The organism is Streptomyces sp. NTH33 (assembly GCF_003236365.1).
Taxonomy (GTDB): domain Bacteria; phylum Actinomycetota; class Actinomycetes; order Streptomycetales; family Streptomycetaceae; genus Streptomyces.
In genome coordinates this window covers 1-13786 of record NZ_POTZ01000025.1, presented here as the reverse complement: position 1 = coordinate 13786, position 13786 = coordinate 1, and the positions used below count along the sequence as shown (strand labels likewise).

Annotated in this window: 8 protein-coding genes; 4 read left to right on the top strand and 4 right to left on the bottom strand. The window is 71.1% G+C overall.

What is annotated here, in order from left to right; genetic code table 11:
- Positions 1-38: 38 nt before the first annotated feature.
- The 3 genes from C1I97_RS04510 (at position 39) to C1I97_RS04500 (ending at position 4558) form a co-directional block, all read left to right on the top strand.
- Positions 39-632, top strand: coding sequence for a DUF3320 domain-containing protein (locus tag C1I97_RS04510; protein WP_111001921.1), 594 nt, complete (start codon positions 39-41; stop codon positions 630-632).
- A gap of 376 nt (positions 633-1008) precedes the next feature.
- Complete coding sequence (locus tag C1I97_RS04505; RefSeq protein WP_258382420.1) at positions 1009-3612, top strand: ATP/GTP-binding protein; 2604 nt, start codon at positions 1009-1011, stop codon at positions 3610-3612.
- Positions 3613-3616: 4 nt separating this feature from the next.
- Positions 3617-4558, top strand: a complete 942-nt coding sequence (locus C1I97_RS04500) for a phosphotransferase (RefSeq protein ID WP_111001919.1) — start codon at positions 3617-3619, stop codon at positions 4556-4558.
- 63 nt (positions 4559-4621) lie between these two features.
- Here C1I97_RS04500 and C1I97_RS04495 read toward each other — a convergent pair whose 3' ends face one another.
- From C1I97_RS04495 to C1I97_RS04480, 4 genes are all read right to left on the bottom strand, one after another.
- Complete coding sequence (locus C1I97_RS04495; RefSeq protein WP_181446559.1) at positions 4622-5155, bottom strand: RloB family protein; 534 nt, start codon at positions 5153-5155, stop codon at positions 4622-4624.
- 52 nt (positions 5156-5207) lie between these two features.
- Positions 5208-6578 carry an AAA family ATPase gene (locus tag C1I97_RS04490; protein WP_111001917.1) on the bottom strand — a complete coding sequence of 457 codons (1371 nt, stop codon included), beginning with the start codon at positions 6576-6578 and terminating at the stop codon, positions 5208-5210.
- Positions 6579-6663: 85 nt separating this feature from the next.
- Positions 6664-11088, bottom strand: coding sequence for a BREX system serine/threonine kinase PglW (pglW, locus tag C1I97_RS04485; protein WP_258382419.1), 4425 nt, complete (start codon positions 11086-11088; stop codon positions 6664-6666).
- A 227-nt stretch (positions 11089-11315) separates the two neighbouring features.
- Entirely contained in the window at positions 11316-12671 is a 1356-nt protein-coding gene (locus tag C1I97_RS04480; RefSeq protein ID WP_111001915.1) for an MFS transporter, read from the bottom strand.
- A gap of 283 nt (positions 12672-12954) precedes the next feature.
- Here C1I97_RS04480 and C1I97_RS04475 point away from each other — a divergent pair, with 283 nt between their 5' ends.
- The gene (locus tag C1I97_RS04475) at positions 12955-13647 is read left to right on the top strand and encodes a GntR family transcriptional regulator (RefSeq protein ID WP_111001914.1); all 693 of its coding nucleotides are present in this window, start codon (positions 12955-12957) and stop codon (positions 13645-13647) included.
- Positions 13648-13786: the final 139 nt, after the last annotated feature.

The following is a 13786-nucleotide window of genomic DNA, read 5'->3' as shown; positions in this document are numbered from 1 at the left end:
CCCCGCAGTCCTGTCCCACCGAGAGAACCAGGATTCCCGTGTCCCACCGCACCTCCCGCTCCGTCTCCGACCACGGTGACTGGGCGATCCCGTACGAGCCCGCGTACATAGCCGACCTCGACCCGGCGACGGCGAATCAGCACATCGGCATTCCCCGGCCGCCGTTGGAAGCCGCCGTCCACCGGATCGTCGAGATGGAAGGACCCATCCACCGCGAAGTGCTCTCGCGTCACCTGGGCGAACTGCTGTACCGGTCGGGCAGGAGCCAACGGTGGGAGGAGGGGACGGTGGAGCGGCTCGTGGAAGAGGGACGCCTTGCTGAAACGGACGGCTTCCTCGACATCCCCGGCCGGCCCTGCACCCACGCCCGCCGGCCGCTGCCGGGCCTGACCAAACGGCCGGTCGAACACGTCGCCCCGGCCGAGCGGCAACGCGCCCTGCTCGGTCTCGTCGAGGACCGGCCACGCCGTCTCAGCGCCGAGCAGGCCGTCGCGGAAGCCGCTCGGTTCTTCGGCTGGTCGCCGTCGACGGGCCGCGCCCCGGCCCGGCTGATGGCCGACCTGTACCGGCTGCGCGACACCGGGGCCGTCACGGGCTGGCCCGGCAAGCTGGAGCCGGTGGACGGGAGCTGAGCGAACATCGGGCCGAGGCCGCCGACTCCAGACCAGGGCAGGTACGGTTCCGTACCGGCCGCAGATCCTGCTGCTGTGTTCCCGCGTGAGAGCCTGCGCGGAAGGAGCCGCGCGATCGCCCCACGCATCCCGTTCTGCGGTGGCCTTTCCAGCGTCTGGTGCACAAGGTTCGGGGCTCGCGGCTGTCGGTGACGACGCCCCAGGGCATGCCGACTCCGGTAGTGCGGTCCAGGGGTAGGAAAACCCGTGTGACATTCCCGTGGCAACTTGACGGCGAATCAGGCGCGCTGCTCTTCTGGCCTCGTTGTCGAGACTGGGGGCGAAGGTGAGCCGGTCGGATCTGAGGGCGTTGTTCCGTTCCAACGATCGCGAGGTCATGGCAGTCGACTACTTCGCCGACCGCCTCGACGAGTGGCAGTCGGTGGCCCGGAGCTTGTCCCACCTTGTCCGCGCCACGCGGGCGCGCGGCTTCGACGTCCAGGACCTCGAGGCGCCCCGGCGGAACGTGCTCACGTTCTACGGCGTCGGAGGCATCGGAAAGTCGACCCTTTCGCGGTGTGTGGCGGAGCACCTGGGCCGGGGGCTGAGCCAGGAGGGGCACTGGCCGCGGCTCGACGAGGAGACCGGTCCTGTCGTACCGGTACGGATCGACCTGGCGCGGGACTCGGGGATGGACTTCGAGTCCCTGGTGCTCGCGATCCGGCTGGCCGCGGCGGAGATCGGGCGGCCGATGCCGACGTTCGACCTGGCCCTGCAGCGCTACTGGGAACACAACCACCCGGGTGAGACGCTCGACGAGTACGTGCTGCGCCGTACGCGGTTGAGCGGACTTCCCGGGGCACGGAGTCTGTCGGGCCAGGTGCAGTCGGCCTTGGCGGATGTGGCGCAGGCCGTGGCCCTTCCCGGCACGGTGGGCAACATCGTCGGCCAGGGCTTACGCACCGTGGTGCGCGCCTTGCGAGAGAGGCAGCACCGCGTCCGGGCGCTCGCGGAGTGCCGCCGGTTCGCCGATCTCCTCGAGGCCACGCCGGATCAGGACGCGCTCAGTTACTACCCGCATCTCCTCGCCTGGGACCTGGCCAACGTGCCGGCCCGGCACCGGGCCACCCTCGTGGTCCTGCTGGACACTTTCGAGGACGTCGGAGACCGGGTCCACCGTGACCTCGAACGTCTCGTCCAGCGTGTGGTGTGGCTGATGCCGGGCACCCTGTTCGTCATCACGGGCCGCAACCGCCTTCAGTGGGACGATCCGCGTCTCGAAGGTCAGTTGGACTGGGCGGGCGAGGAGTTCTGGCCGCAGTTGGTCGGTGGCGCTGTGCAGGAACCTCGCCAGCACACGGTCGGCTATCTGTCCGCCGGCGACTGCGAGACGTATCTCTCGCGGCGCCTGACGCGTGACGGACGGCCGATGATGGACGACGCGACTCGCCATCTGATCACGGCCAACTCCCATGGTCTGCCGCTCTATCTGGATCTCGCCGCGATGCGCTTTCTCGATCTGTACCGACGGCGGGGACGCGTGCCTGCCGCGAACGAGTTCAATCTCGACTTTCCCGCTCTGGTGGCCCGGACGTTCCGGGATCTGTCTCCGGAGACGCGCCGGGTCCTGCGCTCGGTCAGCCTCCTGGAGACGTTCTCCGTCCCGCTTGCCTCCGCCGCCGCGGGTCTCGACCACGACGCTCCGGCGCAGGACCTGGTCGACCGCCCGTTCGTCGACCAGGACGTCGATGCGCCGTGGCCGTACCGCCTGCACGCCCTGGTCCGGGATGCCGTTCGGGAGATGGACTCGACCAGTGACGACCGGTGGACGAACGCGGACTGGCAGCGGGCCGCGCGGCGGGTCTTCGACGCGCTCGGGCGGGAGGATCTGTCCCACCGTGGGCGTCTGGTGTCGGCGCTGCGCCAGGGGCTGGGACTTTCCCATCAGTTCGATCTGCCGCTCGGCTGGTTGGAAGACGCCGCCTTCCGATACGTCGACGACTTCGTGTGGGAGCCGATCGAGCCGCCCGCCGACTCGGCCGGCGGTGGGTCCACCACTCCTGCCCAGGCACTGGCCACAGCACTCTCCGCCATTGCGCAGCGTCAGCGTCACCATCGCGGCCGGACAGCGCAACAGCTCCGCGCGGTGCTCAGCAGCGGTGCCCTGCCGGAGAACCTGGAGGAACTGCCCCGCTACTTCCTGGCGGAATGTGACCGGGACCTCGGCAACTTTCAGGCGTCCCTGGACGGCATGCGCCACGTCGCCGACGCCGGCGGACGCCTGTCCGCCACCGCACGCCGCGGCCTGATCCATCTCGCCCGCCGGATCGGCGACTTTCCCCAGGCCGAGCAGGCCGCCACGCACCTCGGCGTCGAGGGGCGGCAGGACCGGGTCATGGGCGACCTGTACTGGGCTCAGGGTTCCATCGCCCTGGCCTGCTCCTCCTACGCAGCCGCCCGTGACCAGGCTCTCGCGGCCGGGCAGCCAGGTGAGGCCGCGCTCTCGCAGTCCTGCCTCGCCTTCGCCGCGGCCTTCCAGGACCGGCCACGGGCCGCCGAGCAGATCGCCCGAGCCGAGGAACTCCTCGCGGGTGTCACGATCCGTTGGGCCGAGGTGCAGACGCGCATCGCCTCCCTGGTTCGTGACGCGGGTACCGCGGAGGACCTGCCCGAGCGCGCTGAAGCCGTGGCGGCCGAGGCCCGGGAGGCAGGTCTGACCTCGTCCCTGGCGTACGTCCGCTTCGCGGAGTGCCTGCATGCCCACCTCGCCGGTGGCGCGGATGCCCTCGCCTCGGCACGTGACCGACTGAGGCGGGAGTGCGTCGACGGCGTCGAGTTCGCCTACCTGGTGGAGCTCACCTACCTGATGGCGAACGAGGAACCGCCCGCCGGACTTCCGCGCGCCACCTGGTTGGACACGACCGACCAGGTACGGGCACGCTGGGCCGGCCTCACCGAGGACCGCAGGCGCGAGTCGGCCACAACACGTCAAGGAGACTGAGCAGGTGGCGCACTACACCACAGCCGACCAGATCGACCTGAACACACTGGCCGAGCGGTACGAGCTGACGAACCCGTCGGTCGTCCCTCTCCCGGGCGGCGCCGCCAACTCCAGCTTCCGCCTCACCACCGGGCAGGGCTGCTATGTCCTGACCGCGCTGGACAACCACGACGAACGCACTGCGTCCGCGCTCGCGCGCCACACCCAGGCCCTGTACCGGCTCGGCCTGCCCACCAGCAGGCTCGTGCCCGCCACGGACGGATCCCTGGTCACCACTGTCAACGGCAGCCGATTCGTCCTGAAGGAGTGGATCTCCGGCAGGATCCAGCAGCCCCTGCCTCTGGCCCTGCTGCCCGAAGCCGGAGAGTTCCTCGCCAACCTGCACGCCCTGCCGCCACAGACCGAAGGTCTGGAGGACGTCCCTGTCGGTGCTCGGCGGCTGTCCGCAGTACACCTTGCCGCGATCCCCGGCTTCACCGACCGGAAGTTCGCCGGATGGCTGACCGACCGCCTTGGGCGCATCCGCGCCGCGGAGGCGGGTGCCCGACGCGAACCGTGCCTCGTTCACGGTGACCTCTTCGATGACAACATCGTCGTCCGCGACGACGGGCACCTCTCCGTCCTCGACTGGGAAACGATCTCCCTCGACGACCCCCTGCTCGACCTCGGCATGGCGGCGGTGGGCCTGGCCCAGGACGGCGCGGGACTCCTGTCCCACGAACGCCTCGAAGCCCTGCTCTGCGGCTACGAGAAGAAACGCCCTCTGGCGGTGGCGGACCGGGCGGCCCTCCCTCTGGAGATCGAGCACGCGGCGCTCATCATCGGCTTCCACCGCTACTACCGCCACAACGTGCGGTTTCCGAATCCCGAGAGAGCGACGTACCACCTCGAAATGGTGACGTTTGCGGGGTCTGTCGCTGACCGTGTGGGAGGACTCGTGCGCTGAGCAGCGGCCGCAGCCGAACTCCACGGACTGCCTTGCTGCAACACGGGCGAGGGGGGAGGCGGCTCAGTTCTGCAGATGCGCCGGGACGATCTCCTGGATCAGCCGCCACATCCCGCTCGACGGGTTCGCCTTGGACTCCTCGCCAGGCTTCGCGAGTTTCCGCGCCCGTGCGACAGCGTCCGGCCATCTGGTGCGGTAGTGGCCGAAGTCGAACTCGCGGGCCACCTTGCTGTAACCGGGGTGGTGGGTGACGAGGTGTCGCTTGGCCTGCTGGTATCCGGTGACGGGGGAGTGGTGGGCACGGTGGTGGAGAAGGAGCCACAATTCGAAGCACGGGTTGGAGAGAGCGACCTCGACATCCTCGTCCGCTGCCAGCCGCAGAGCTTTGTCGAGGTGGGCGAACTCGTCGACGTCCAGGACGCACCATGACTGTTCGTAGTAGTCGCCCGCGTTGTCACGTTCGGTCACGGTATGGCGTACCACCGACACGGGATCCTGGGCACAGACCTTGATCTTCACGTCGACGGCGCGGTTGTCCACAGATGCCAACAGGCCTCGTAAGTAAGCAGGTTCTGTGTTCTTGGCGCCGCAGACCACGAGAATGGGCGGCAGTGGATCCCGATGCGCGGGCCTGCGACGCAGTGTGGATTCACGCCTCGGTGCCCTCCTGCCGTCCGGCTTCGGCCGTCTCGTCACCCGTTCCCCCTCGCCCGGCAATGGCCAGCGCGAAAGTATCGTCGATCATCGGTACCGCGCCATAACTTCCGCTCAAATACCTCCGTTCGCGGTTCTCCTCCGACCGTGGCCGGAAGTCGGACAGCGGATAGAGCGAGGTCTCCCCGAACTCGTTCTTCGACGCGAACCAGATCTGGTCCCGCTTGAGGATGTCCTCACCCGCCTTGCGGCCCAGCAGGCTCACGTCATGGCTGGTGAAGAGGAGTTGCGCGCCGTGCGGATTGCGCTCCGGGTCCTGGAAGAGGCCGACCAGGAAAGCGCTCAGGCGCGGATGCAGGCTGCTGTCGAGTTCGTCGACGACGAGGGTGCCCCCCTGGTCTGTCACCTGCTCCAGAGCGACGGCGTACTCGACGATCACCTTGGTTCCGGATGACTCGGCGGACAGCGGCAGCTCGAACGAGCCGTTCCTGCCGGTGTGCCGCAGCCAGAGTTCATGGCGCACACGGTGCGTATGGATCGGCATCTCGAACAGCGCGTCCGGCTCCTTCTCGTCCGAAGGCGGCTGATTCTTGAGCCGAGGGCGGACATCGTCGTAAAAGTGCTCTTCCACGACTTCCACGCGGAAGTCCTCGATGCCGAGGTCCGCGGCGCGCAGGAGCTCCCGTAGATGCGCCGGCTTGCCCATCCGGCCCAGATGCGAGGCCATTGCCCATGTGAAGACTCGTGGTGGGTACTGGAAGCCATAGCCCAGTACCGGTCCACCGAACACCAGCTCGTCTCGGAACCAGTTGTACACATAACTGAGCGAGGCCACCGATGTTTTTGACCGGGCTGCCATGGACAGGAAGAGCGCATTTGGCGCGGTCACCTCGGCCACCGTGGTCAGCGCCTTGGCGGTACGCTGCGAACTGCCGACGTGAAACGTCTCGCCGTCCCGCTCGAACACCACCCGTTTGCGTCCCTCCGGGTAGGTGTACAGCCACTCACTGCGGACGCTCTCGTCGTCGACCTCGAAGCCGTAGGCGTAGCGCACCCCACGCACGACAAGATCGACGACGTACCAGGAACACTCCGAGGGCGCCACCGCGTCGAGCAGGAAGGGCCGTCTGCGCACGCCCTCGCCCGCTTCCGCCCTGAGGTGAGACCGGCTCACCATGTCCGCCATGTATTGCAGCGCGTCCACGACGTTGGACTTTCCCGCCGCATTGGACCCGAAGATGCCCGCCACCGGCACCGCCTGCCAGGACGTGCCCGTCGGCCGGTCGCCGTCGTACACCGGATGCAGCTGCCATTCCAGCTCGTCCCTGATCGACCGGTGGTTGGCCACCCGGAAGTTGAGAAGCATGCGCACCCCCTCCCAAAACCTAGTTTCACCGCACTTCGTGCAAGTGAATCGTCGGTAATGAGACTTGGCAAGCCGAACCAAGCAATCAGGCGGGTGAATCAGCCGCCCGCACGCTCTTGAGGAACAGCCCGTCCAGCACCTCCCACTCCGTGGCCCGGTCCACCACCTCCACCGTCCGGCCGTCCAGGGTCGGGGTGGCGCGCGGGTCCTCCGCGGGCAGCAGGAGCCACAGGCCGTGCGGGGTGTCGGCGGGGCGCCGGGCCGACTGCTGGAGGGCGGCCAGCAGTTCGCGGCCGCCCGCCTCCCAGTACCGGGCGATCAGTCCGGCCTCGTGGGCGAGGAGGACGGACCGGGGGCCGGTGCGCTCCGCCGTCTCGAGGGCCCGCTGCCGCACCCGCTCCGCCGCCAGCCGGGTGTACGAGGCGAGAGCCGCGCCCAGCGTGCCGGTCGCCGTGTACTTGGCGTCCGCCTTCAGCAGGGCCTGCCAGCGCACGGACTGCTCCTCGGCCAGCTCCCGCAGACAGTCCAGGAACAGGGAGTTCAGCGACACCGCGACCGTGTCGTACCGGGCCGCCAGCGCGTCGGCGACGCCTGGCAGGTCGGCGCCCTTGAGGGTGAGCGCGAGGAAGCCGCCGCGGCGGCGGGCCTCGGTGAGCCGGGCGGACAGCACCTCCCTGGGGTCCCGGCCCTCGGCGATGCGGCCCTGGGCGGCGGCGTAGAGAGAGCTGGTGCTGGTGAGGGCGGAGGACGACAGGCCGAGGCGGCTGCCGGCGCCCTCCTCGGCCCTGGGGTGGAAGCGACGCCGGTCGGGGTTCCAGGCGAGCGGGAAGCCCGCCTCGGTCAGCGCCTCGGACAGTTCGACGTACGTCGTCTCGTCCAGCACCGCAAGGCCGGGGAACCGTGCCCGGACCCGGGACAGCAGGTCGTCGGGCGTGATGCCGCTCTCCGGGCGGACCCCCGCCGGGGCCTGGGAGATGCGCAGGGCGCGGGACAGACTCAGGTCCAGCGGGAACAGCTCCAGGCGCGGGGAGAACGCGACCCCGCCCGCCATCGACGCGGCCAGCTCCACCAGCCGGGTGTCGGCCAGTGGCGCCATGCCTTCGGGAGCGGGCACGGCACGCAGCTCCCGCAGCACCGTGGCGCGGCCCGGCAGCGGGTCGCGCCGGGCCAGGTCGATGGCGGCCTCGCCCAGCGCCGCCGCGTAGTCGGCGAGTTCGGCGGGTGTCGGGTCGTCGGCGCCCGGCTGGTCCTCCAGCGCGATGACGACCCGGCCGCCGCGCCGTTGCACCGCCAGCCGCGCCGGCGCCTCGGCCGGCTCCCCGGACCCGGCGCCGGGCTGGTCGTCGTCCCGCTTGCGGATCTCCGCCTCGACCGCGGCCCGCACCACGGCCAGTGACTTCGCCAGGCTCTCGGCGGGCGTGCCGGCGCCCGCGCCGTGCCGGGCGCGCAGCTCCGCCGCCAGTTCCTCGGCCGTGGAGACGCGATCGCGCTCGGCGAGTATGGACACCATCTCGTCGCGCACCCTGCCGAGCCACGGCAGTCGCGCCCAGGCGTCGACCGCGACCTGCTGGTTCTGCGACACCGTCGGCTGGCTGATGCCCAGCGCCTTCGCGATCAGGCTCTGCGCCGGCCACGGCTCCAGTGCCTCACCGGCCTCCAGCACGCCCGGGAGCTGGAGCGTCGCGCGTACGACGTCGGAGCGTGGCCTCGTACGGCGCTTGCCCGGCGGCGGTGCGAGCCGGGCCGCCAGCGTGTCGACCGACTCCAGCGCCTCCTGCGGCGCGTCCGGCTCCAGTGCGACCGGCTTCTTCGGGGCGGGCCGGCGGCGCAGCGTCTGCGTCCACTGGCGGTGGCGGCGGTTCAGCTCCTTGCGGATCGCGTTGCCGGCGCCGCGGGCGCGGGAGATGTGGTGCGGAGGGATGTCGAGGAGCTGCTCGACCGTGTGCGCCTTCAGCCCCTCGGCGACCGACACGGCGCGCGGCGACAGACCGGCCGCCGCCAGCGGAGTCCTCAGACCCGCGGCGGCGGCGGCCTGCTCACGGGCGTCCTCCAGGTCGTCCGGACTGATGCCGACGGTCGCCGGGGTGGTCGCGGGGCGGGCGGCGTCCGCGGTCCGGAAGACCTGCCGCCACGCCTCCTGCATCTGCCGCAGCGTGTCGAAGCGCTGCTCCACGTCCCGGTGCAACGCCCGCTCGAAGAAGCCCTTCAGGCCCTCGCTGAGCGCCTGCGGGAACAGCTCGGCCGCCACGTGCAGCGCGGCGTCGGTGACCATGCGCGGATCACCCTGCCCGTCGCCCCACACCGGCCGCTCCCCGGACGCCATCTCGTGCAGGGTGACCGCGGCGGCGTACCACTCGGCGTGGTCGTCGTAACGGGAGCGCCCCGCACCGCCGAGGAACGGGTCGAGATAGCCGCGCGTGCCCGCGTGCATGTCCTGGTCCGGGGCGTCGGCCAGGGAGAAGTCGAACAGCATCAGCTGCCAGGAGCCGTCACTGCGCTTGAACAGGCCGAGGTTGTCCGGCTTGATGTCCCGGTGGCGCACTCCGCGGGCCGCCAGTGCGTCCAGCGCGTCGAACAGGTCGTTGCCGAACCGCTCCAGCTGGTCGTAACCCAGCGGCCCCTGGTCGCGCAGCCGGGAGCCGAGACTCACCGGTTCCCGGTCGTCCTGCCCGCGGTAGCCGCCCGCGTACTCGATCTCCAGGACCGTGTGCCCCGCCAGCTCGCGCGGTTCGGCGAGCAGCTTCACGATCCGGCCGCCGCCGACCTCCTTGAGCGCCTTCGCCTCCGCGTACAGGCGGGCGTCCTTCTCCCGGTCCAGGGCCACCTTGAAGACGCGCGGGGCCTCTTCCTCGCCGTCCGCCGCCGTACTCCGGACCAGCAGGGCGCGGGCCGTCGCTCCGGTGCCGAGCGCGCGCACCACCGTCCAGTCGGCGTCCAGCTGCTTGCCCGGCTGCACGGTCAGGGGATCGGCGGACGGGCCGGCGGAGGACTGCGGGGCCGCCGCGTCGGCCTCGGCCGCGGCCAGCAGGTCCAGGAACTCGTCGACCGATGCGAGGCGGTCGCGCACGTCGGCGGTCGTGGCCCGGAACACGAGGGTGTCGAGAGCCGCCGAGACGGAGTCGGTGACGGCGTAGGGGTGCAGGCCGCCGTCGCTCCGCAGCCGCTCCAGCAGCGCACTGCGGCGGTCCGCCGGGGGCCGGCCCGTCAGCAGCAGGTAGGTGAGGGAACCCAGGCCGAACACGTCCAGGTCGACCGGGTCGGCGAACTCCTGGTCCGTCTCGGGCGCCAGGTACACCTGCGCCGTGTCGGCGATCAGCCCGCCGTCCAGCGGCGTGTCGCCCAGCGAGCGGTGCAGGGTGGTCTCGAAGTCACGGGCCGCGGTCTGCCAGTCGGCGATGCGCAGCACCGGCTCGCCGCCGTCCTCGCGTGCCGACACGTAGACGGAACGGGCGGCCAGCGCGCGGTGGTAGAGGGAGCGGTGGTGCGCGTAGCGGACCGCCTCGGCGAGCTGCCGCACCAGGTCCAGCCGCAGCAACGGGGTGAGCTGCCCGCCGTACGCGTCGAGGTAGGCGTCGAGCCGGAGGTCGGACTCGCGGTGCCGGAAGAGGATCGCCGGGCCGCCCTGGTGCTCGCGGATCTGCACCGCCTGCACGATGCCGCGGTGGTTGATCCCCTGGAGCACCTGGTACTCGCGGCGGGCCGCGCGGTCCACCTTCGCCCGCTGCTCGTCGGAGGCGGCCTGTCCGGCCAGGTATATGCGGACGCGTCCGCTCTCCTGGACGAGACCGTCGTCCCGCTCCGCCAGCCGGTCCTCCCAGCCGGGACCGGCGTCGAGGGCCCGCGGGTGCAGCTTCCAGTCGTCGCCGAAGCGCAGGTGCGCGGTGGAGTGGCTGATGCCGATCCTCTGCATCAGCTGTTCGAGGCGCTGGCTGACGACCGGGGTGACGCGCCAGCTCTCCCGCTCCGGCGGCCGGCCGAGCAGGTCGTCCCAGATCCTCGGCAGGCCGCTCGTCCCCTCGTTGCGCCCGTGGACGGCGGTGCGCTGGAAGTCGTCCAGCCCGCTCACCAGCCCCGGGTCGTGGAGGAAGACCGCGGGCTTGATGAAGGGGACCTGCCGGGGATCCATCCCGAGCGTGCGGGCGGCCCGCTCCAGCTGCCCCTTCAGCTCCTTCGCCTTGAGGTCCGTCAGGTGCAGCGGGTTGCGCAGGGTACGGACCCGGTCGTCGCCGTGGAACTGCCAGGTGTCACCGTGGTTCACCACCCGGCCGGGATGCCCCTTCAGCTCCAGGAGGTAGAGGCCGCCGGGGACCGCGATCAGCAGGTCGCACTCGTTGATCCGGCCGGAGGCGCCGGTGAACTGGAACGTCGCCCACGCCCGGTACGGCTCGGTCCCCGGCATCAGGTTCCGCAGGTGGTCCAGCCCCTCCTGCTCCCACCGGAACCCGGACCGCCGCGGCTGGAACCACCGCTCACGCGGAGCGGGAGCTGCTGGCTTGGGAGCAGCGGGCACCGGGCACCTCCGATACGGGCCGTAAGGAACAGGGGAGATGACCGGGCGGGCGGCGCGGTCCCTCCAGTGGCGGCCCCGGAATCCTAGTCGGCCCCTCCGACAACGGGGTCGGCCGCGGAACATCGTCGCGCGAACGAGGGGTGGCGGGGAGCACGACGGCTCCCTGCCACCCCTCGTTCCGGGCCGTGCGTCAGCCGGTGGACGCGGAGGAGGCCCCTGTCACCGGCTCAGGCCGCGCTGGACGCCTCCAGGGACGCGCCCCGCGTCTCCGGCGCCATCGCGATCGACACCACCGTGCCCACCGCCGACACCACACCGGCCAGCAGCAGCGTCGCTCCCACGCCCCAGTGGCCCAGGGCCAGCGGGGTGAGGAACGTGCCGACGGCGGCGGCGATGCGGCTGAAGCCGGTGCCGACACCGACCGCGGTCGCCCGGATCTCCGTCGGGAACAGCTCGTTCGGGTAGATCCACTGGAGCAGCGTGGGACCGCCGATGGCGATCGCGTACGCCGCGAACAGCAGCCCCGCCACGACCGCGGGCAGACTCGGGAAGAAACCGAGCACCAGCAGCGGGACCGTCGACGCCGCGAAGGTCCAGACGAGGACGGGACGGCGTCCCGCGCGGTTCAGCAGCGGCATGAAGACCAGGCAGCCGATCAGGAACACCAGGCTGATGGCGACCGAGCCGAGGGTGCCGCTGTTGCCGCCCAGGCCCATGGCGGTGAGCAGCTGGGGACCGAAGGCGTAGATGGCGTAGATCGGCATCACCGAGCAGGCCCAGAAGATCGAGACGAAGGCGGTGCGCTTGCCGTAGGCGCCGCGGAAGACGGCCGAGAAACGGGCGGGCTTGGCCGGGGCGCCCAGCTCGGCGACGCTCGCGCCGGGTCCGAACACCTTGCGCATCACGGCTTCGGCCTCTTCGACCCGGCCCTGGGAGAGCAGCCAGCGGGGCGACTCGGGGGTGCCGAAGCGCAGCAGGACCAGGATCGCGGCGGGAACGGCGGGGCAGGCGAGCAGCCAGCGCCAGCCGTCGGGGCCGAGGCGCAGCAGCAGGTCGCCGATGAGGTAGGCGGCCGCGCTGCCCACGGACCACATCACGGTGAGCAGGCCGAGCATCGCGCCGCGGTGCTTGCGCGGTGAGAACTCGGCGAGCAGGGACGTGGCGATCGGGTAGTCGGCGCCGACGGCGACACCGATCAGGAAGCGCAGCACGAGCAGCTGCTCGGGGCCGTTCACGAAGGCCTGGGCGACGGAGAAGACGACGATCGCCGCGAGGTCGATCGTGTACATGATGTGGCGGCCGAAGCGGTCGGTGACGTAGCCGAAGACGGTTCCGCCGATGAGCAGGCCGCACAGCGCGGCCGCCGCGAGGAGGCCTTCCCACAGGCCGCTGAGGTGCCAGCGCGGGCCGATCTGGGTGAGGGCGACGCCGATCACGCCGAGGATGAGCCCGTCGAGGAAGGGCCCGCCCGCGGAGTAGACGGTCAGCCTGCGGTGGAACGAGGTGAGGGCGCTGTCCTCCAGCAGGGAGCGGCCGCTGCTCTGGGACACGTCGGCGGTGGACGAGGCGGAAACCGGCGGCATGAGCCACCTCCGTGGCGGGGTCGGGAGAGAGACGGGCGGTGTCATGAGGGGGGTGAGCCGCGGCTGGATGTCGTCCGTCGGCGGCGTCGACCACGGCGATGAGGGGCCTGCGGTGGCGGTCAAATTAGAAATGATTGAACGATCGTGTCAAGGCTTGGACGATTATTGGTCGGTACAGGCATGGCAAAGCCCCTGTAAGACCGGGTTTTCCGCCGTGGAAACCGAACCCGTGCGATCAGTGAAACTCTGGATTGATGAACAATCCTGGGGTACTGTCGCCGCCATGTCCGAAGAACAGAGCACCGCCGGGGCCGCCGAACCCGGCGATGTCGCCGCGGAAGCGGTCGCCGACCGGCTCCGCGACCGGATCAGCCGGGGCGAGCTGCCACCGGGCCTGCCGCTGCGGGACGCGGCGCTCGCCGCCGAACTGGGCGTCTCGCGCAACACGCTCCGCGAGGCCGTACGGCTCCTGGTGCACGAGGGCCTGGCGGTCCACCGCCTCTACAAGGGTGCGGCGGTCAAGCGACTCGACGTGGGTGACGTGCACGACATATACGCCGCCCGCCGCTGCTTCGAGCTGCGCGCCGTCGAGGAGAGCGTGTACGCCTCCGAGGAGGCGCTCGCCGCGCTCGAGGAGCGGATCTCGGCCCAGGAGGCGGCGGCACGGGCGGGGCGCTGGAACGAGGTCAGCACCTGGTCGCTGGACTTCCACCGCGCCGTCGTACGGCTGCTCGGCAGCCGGCGGCTCGACCGGTTCTTCGACACGATCGTCGCGCAGCTGCGCCTGGCCTTCGCCGAGGTGCCGCGGCAGCCCGAGTTCCAGATGCAGTGGGTGCCGCGCGACCGCGAGGTGTGCGATCTGCTGCGCACCGGGCGGCGCGCGGAGGCCGCGGACGCGCTGCGCCGCTACCTCGACGACTCCGAGCGCGCGGTCGTCGACATGGTGCGGGCCGCCGCGGCACGCCGCGAGACCTGACCCTCCGGCCCTGACCCTCCGACCCTGACCCTCCGGCCCTGACCCTCCGGCCCTGACCCTCCGACCCCGGCCGTACGCTCCCCGGCCGGGGTCGGAGGGTCAGGGCCGGAGGGTCAGGGCCGGAGGGTCAGGGTCGGAG

Excerpts from the sequence above, each read along its gene's own strand:
- C1I97_RS04505 (WP_258382420.1), top strand. The coding sequence starts at position 1,009 with ATGGCAGTCGACTACTTCGCCGACCGCCTCGACGAGTGGCAGTCGGTG.
- C1I97_RS04490 (WP_111001917.1), bottom strand. The coding sequence starts at position 6,578 with ATGCTTCTCAACTTCCGGGTGGCCAACCACCGGTCGATCAGGGACGAG.
- C1I97_RS04480 (WP_111001915.1), bottom strand. The coding sequence starts at position 12,671 with ATGCCGCCGGTTTCCGCCTCGTCCACCGCCGACGTGTCCCAGAGCAGC.
- C1I97_RS04475 (WP_111001914.1), top strand. The coding sequence starts at position 12,955 with ATGTCCGAAGAACAGAGCACCGCCGGGGCCGCCGAACCCGGCGATGTC.